This is a genomic window from Mesorhizobium sp. M7D.F.Ca.US.004.03.1.1 (assembly GCF_003998635.1).
GTDB classification, from domain to species: Bacteria; Pseudomonadota; Alphaproteobacteria; order Rhizobiales; family Rhizobiaceae; genus Mesorhizobium; species Mesorhizobium loti.
Window position 1 is genome coordinate 1 of the sequence record NZ_RZQG01000513.1, and the last position, 4,345, is coordinate 4,345.

The 4,345-nt window shown below is 60.0% G+C and carries 4 protein-coding genes; 2 read left to right on the plus strand and 2 right to left on the minus strand.

Annotation, left to right across the window (positions count from 1 at the left end):
• On the minus strand, positions 1–775 hold a 775-nt coding region (locus EN935_RS24190), incomplete at its 3' end, for a GTP-binding protein (RefSeq protein WP_164771304.1).
• Between the two features lie 2 nt (positions 776–777).
• Positions 778–1,683 (minus strand): sulfate adenylyltransferase subunit CysD, encoded by a 906-nt coding sequence (gene cysD, locus EN935_RS24195; protein WP_109662399.1) that lies wholly within the window; start codon positions 1,681–1,683, stop codon positions 778–780.
• 489 nt (positions 1,684–2,172) lie between these two features.
• On the opposite strand from cysD, the gene EN935_RS24200 reads away from it, so the two are divergent.
• Both EN935_RS24200 and EN935_RS24205 read left to right on the plus strand, forming a co-directional pair.
• On the plus strand, positions 2,173–3,498 hold the full coding sequence (locus EN935_RS24200) for an O-antigen ligase (RefSeq protein WP_127265805.1): 1,326 nt from the start codon (positions 2,173–2,175) through the stop codon (positions 3,496–3,498).
• Positions 3,495–4,345: NAD-dependent epimerase/dehydratase family protein (locus tag EN935_RS24205; RefSeq protein WP_127373678.1), on the plus strand; the 851-nt coding region annotated here is incomplete at its 3' end. The genes EN935_RS24200 and EN935_RS24205, both read left to right, overlap by 4 nt.

The window sequence follows — 4,345 nt, forward strand, 5'->3', positions numbered from 1 at the left end:
AATCGAGATTGGGGCGATTGACATACTGAACCGGAAAACGGAACGGCAATTCAACCACCGCTTCATCGACCGACACGGTTTCGAGCTGCTCGATCAGCGTCGGGCCGGAATACCATTCCGTCTTGTCCGAACGGCCGGTGACGTTGTCGCCGTAGCGGGCCGACATCGGGATCGGCACGATGGTTTGGAAACCGAGATCGCGCGAGAATTGCCGGTAGTCTTCAACGATCCGGTCGAAGACCGCCTGGTCGAACCCGACGAGATCGATCTTGTTGACGGCCAGCACGATGTGGCGGATGCCGAGCAGCGAAGCGATGATCGAGTGACGTCTGGTCTGGCGCAACACCCCTTGCCGGGCATCGATCAGCACGATCGCCAGGTCGGCGGTCGAGGCGCCGGTCGCCATGTTACGCGTGTATTGTTCGTGGCCGGGCGTATCGGCAACGATGAACTTGCGCTTCGGCGTGGCGAAGAAGCGATAGGCAACGTCGATAGTGATGCCTTGCTCACGCTCAGCCTCGAGACCGTCGACCAGCAGCGCAAAATCGATGTCGTCGCCCGTCGTGCCATGCTTGCGCGAATCGCGTTCGAGCGCGGCGAGCTGGTCCTCGAAAATCTGCTTGGTGTCGGACAGCAGGCGCCCGATCAACGTCGACTTGCCGTCATCGACGGAACCGCAGGTCAGGAAGCGCAGCAGCGACTTCTTCTCCTGCGCTGCCAGATACTCGCGGACGCCGTCGGTGGGTGCGAGGCTCTTTGCCATGATGTGGCGCATGGTCAAAAGTACCCCTCGCGCTTCTTCTTTTCCATCGAGCCGGCTTCATCGCGGTCGATCAGGCGACCCTGCCGTTCGGACGTGCGCGCGGTCAGCATTTCGCCGACGATGGCTTCCAGCGTATCAGCATCCGATTCGATGGCGCCGGTCAGCGGATAGCAGCCCAGCGTGCGGAACCGCACCAGCCGGTTCTCCACCGTCTCGCCGGGGCGCAGTTTCATGCGCTCGTCATCCCTGAGGATCAGCATGCCGTCGCGTTCCACCACAGGCCGTTCCTTGGCGAAATAGAGCGGCACGATCGGAATACTTTCCTGCAGGATATACTGCCAGATATCGAGTTCGGTCCAGTTCGACAGCGGAAAGACGCGAATCGATTCACCCGATGCAATGCGGGTGTTGAATATCTTCCACATCTCGGGGCGTTGGTTCTTCGGATCCCACACATGCTGGGCGTTGCGGAAGGAAAAGATGCGCTCCTTGGCGCGCGATTTCTCCTCATCGCGACGAGCGCCGCCAAAGGCCGCGTCGAAACCGTATTTGTCGAGCGCCTGGCGCAGCGCCACGGTCTTCATCACATGGGTGTGCGTGTTCGAACCATGGTCGAACGGATTGATGTTGTCGCGCACGCCATCTTCGTTGACATGAACCAGAAGATCGAAGCCGAGTTTCTGCGCCATCTGATCGCGAAAGGCGATCATCTCGCGGAACTTCCATGTCGTGTCGACATGAAGAAAGGGGAATGGCGGCTTGGCGGGATAAAAGGCCTTCATCGCCAGATGCATCAGCACGGATGAATCCTTGCCGACCGAATAGAGCATGACCGGCTTGGTGAAAGCGGCCGCAACCTCGCGGAATACATGAATGGATTCGGCTTCAAGCCGCTGAAGATGCGTAAGCGCGGTTGTCATGGACTGTGAGCGTTCTCTCGTGCCTTTTAACAGAAGGCCTTGCCTCAAATCGTCGAGCTTTTTTGCGCCCGGTTCAAGCTTTGCTTCTGGACAATCTCTGTCGTGCCGGCGTTCTAGCAGATCGCTGTTGTCAAGAACAATGCTGGACTGGCCCCCGAGCACACGGTTCGGGAATGAATTTTCCACGGGCACCTAAAAATCCGGAAATTCCTGCTCGCAAGCTCAACAGTTGAAACGCGGGGAAAATATTGCTTGAACGGACCGGCTGCGGCCGCTCCCGGGACCTCCCCTGATCGATCAGCGCCGGCTGCCGATTTTCAGGGGCAATCGGCTCCGACACACTATCGAAAAGGGAGCCCAGCCGCTATACCAGCCTCGGGAAGCTGGGCAAGTGCATCATGAGGCATGGGCAATTTCGAGGCGAGCGCATTCTACTTCGCTAAACAAGATCCGCCGCATGAAACGCCCCGAAAACAGCGAGCCCGAAAATTGAGCCGGCCTTCATCCCTGAGACAGCAATTCACGCCTTCTCGGATCAATATCTACTTCTCCATTCTTTGTTTCTTTTTTCCACCGGTTCTGGGATCGGTGGTCAGCTTCGTGTTCAACGGCGGCGGCCTCTCATCCGTCCTGCTGATTGCTTTACGGAAAAGGCGCTTCAACGCCGACCGGCCGATGATCTGGCTGACGGTCGCGATCTATGCCTACTGCGCTGCCAATCTCCTGGCTTCCATCGTCAACAACTCGTTCGTCCGGGATGCGCCACATCTTATCCCGCTCGTGACCTTCCTGTTTTTCCCCGTGTCCTATTCGACCTGGAGCATCACGCGGAAAACCACGCTTGCCCGCATCGTCGTGCTCAGCAGCATGGCCGCCTGTTTTGTCGCGCTGCTCATGGCCGTCATCCAGCAATATTGGATTGGGGTCAGGGCCGAGGGTGGGGCCGGAAATCCGATCGTCTTCGCAACCGTCGTCTGCCTTGCCGTGGTGATCTGTGTAGCCGGCGCCTTGTCCGGCATCGAGCGAGCCCGGAACCCCCTCTTCTACGCGACATTGGCCGGGACGATCGCCGTCATCTATTCCGGCTCGCGTATCGCCTGGCTGGCGCTGCCGATAGCCGGCATCGCTGTTTTGCTGATCAACCGTCAGAGGCTCAGGGGCAAGAACGCCGTTCGCCTGCTGCTGCTGCTGGCGGCGGTCGGCGTCGTGATCGCCGCTTTCGGCTTCCAAGCGATATCCGGGCGCGTGGACTTTCTGCGCTCCGATTTGAACGCGCTTGGAGCCAGCAGCAATTACGACACCTCGGTGGGAATACGTGTTGCGCTTTGGCAGATCGGCCTCAAGGCATTCCATGACATGCCAGTGTTCGGACATGGTGTGGGTGCGACTCAGCTACTGATAAAGCAAGGCTTTCATGACCAGTTCGCGATGGACGCCGGCTTCAACCATTTCCACAACGGCTTCCTGACCGCCTTAGTGCAAGCTGGAATTCTGGGCGCCGTGACGCTGGCCGCTATCTTTGCCGTTGCGGCTGGAAATGCCGCCCGGGTCTTGCGAAACAGCAGCGATCCGATCGAGCGCTTCGGCGCGACGATGATTGTCGTCGTGGTGATCACCTATCTGACGGCCGGAATGACAGGCATCCTGGTCGGCCATGACATTCTGGACTCGGTGCTGATGGTCTTCCTGGTGAGCGGAACATATCTCGCCTCCGGACGCCAGGTTCCCTTGTTGGAAGAGCAGGCACTTGCATCAGTGATGGAAGAGCGAGCCCTTCCGTCAGCCACGCAAGATCTGTTTCGGGCAAGGCCATGAAAGTCCTGGTCACGGGCGCGACGGGTTTCATCGGACGTCTTGTCGTGCAGCACCTTCGCGAAGCCGGTGCCGAGCTTCGCCTTGCCTCCCGCCATCCGGAGACATTTGGATTGGCGGATGGCGCGGTGCTGATGCCCAATTTCGATGCGCCGGCCGCGGCTTTCCTGGCACTCACCAGGGACGTGACCCATGTTGTCCATTGTGCCGGCCTCAACAATGATCAGGGCGATGTCAGCGAAGACGACTATCGGGCGGCCAATGTGGAATTGAGCGCGCGGCTGGCACATGCAGCGGCCGCACAGGCAAGCGGACGCTTCATCCATCTCTCTTCGATTAGGGCCGTGATCGGCGCTCGCGTCAGCGCGACAATTGACGAGAACACGCCCCCTGCCCCGCAATGCGTCTATGGACGCTCGAAGCGCGAGGGCGAGATTAAGGTTTTGGACGCCTATGCGTCGCATGGCCGCTCCGACGCCGCCGTGTTGCGCCTGCCTCCGGCCTATGGAAGCGGCATGAAGGGAAACCTCGCGACGCTGATGCGCCTGGCCGATACGGCGCTGCCGCTGCCAACGGGCGCCTTGACGGGAATCCGCTCGCTGATGTCCCGCGAAGCCACAGCGCGAGCGGTGTCGCACCTGCTGAGCCATTCGGGGCCACTTCGCCCCATCTATGTTGGCGCCGATGTGCCACCAGTCACCGTCGAGGCTATCATCGCCGCCTTTCGCAAAGGTTTCGGGCGGCCGAGGCGCCTGATGACTGTGCCGGCCGGCCTGATACGGCCGGCAGCAAGCGGGCTGGGCAAGCGAGCGTTTTGGGACAGCCTGACCGCGACTCAGATATGCGACCC

Bases quoted from the DNA above. Each gene is read 5' to 3' on its own strand.
- cysD (WP_109662399.1), bottom strand. From the start codon at position 1,683: ATGACAACCGCGCTTACGCATCTTCAGCGGCTTGAAGCCGAATCCATT.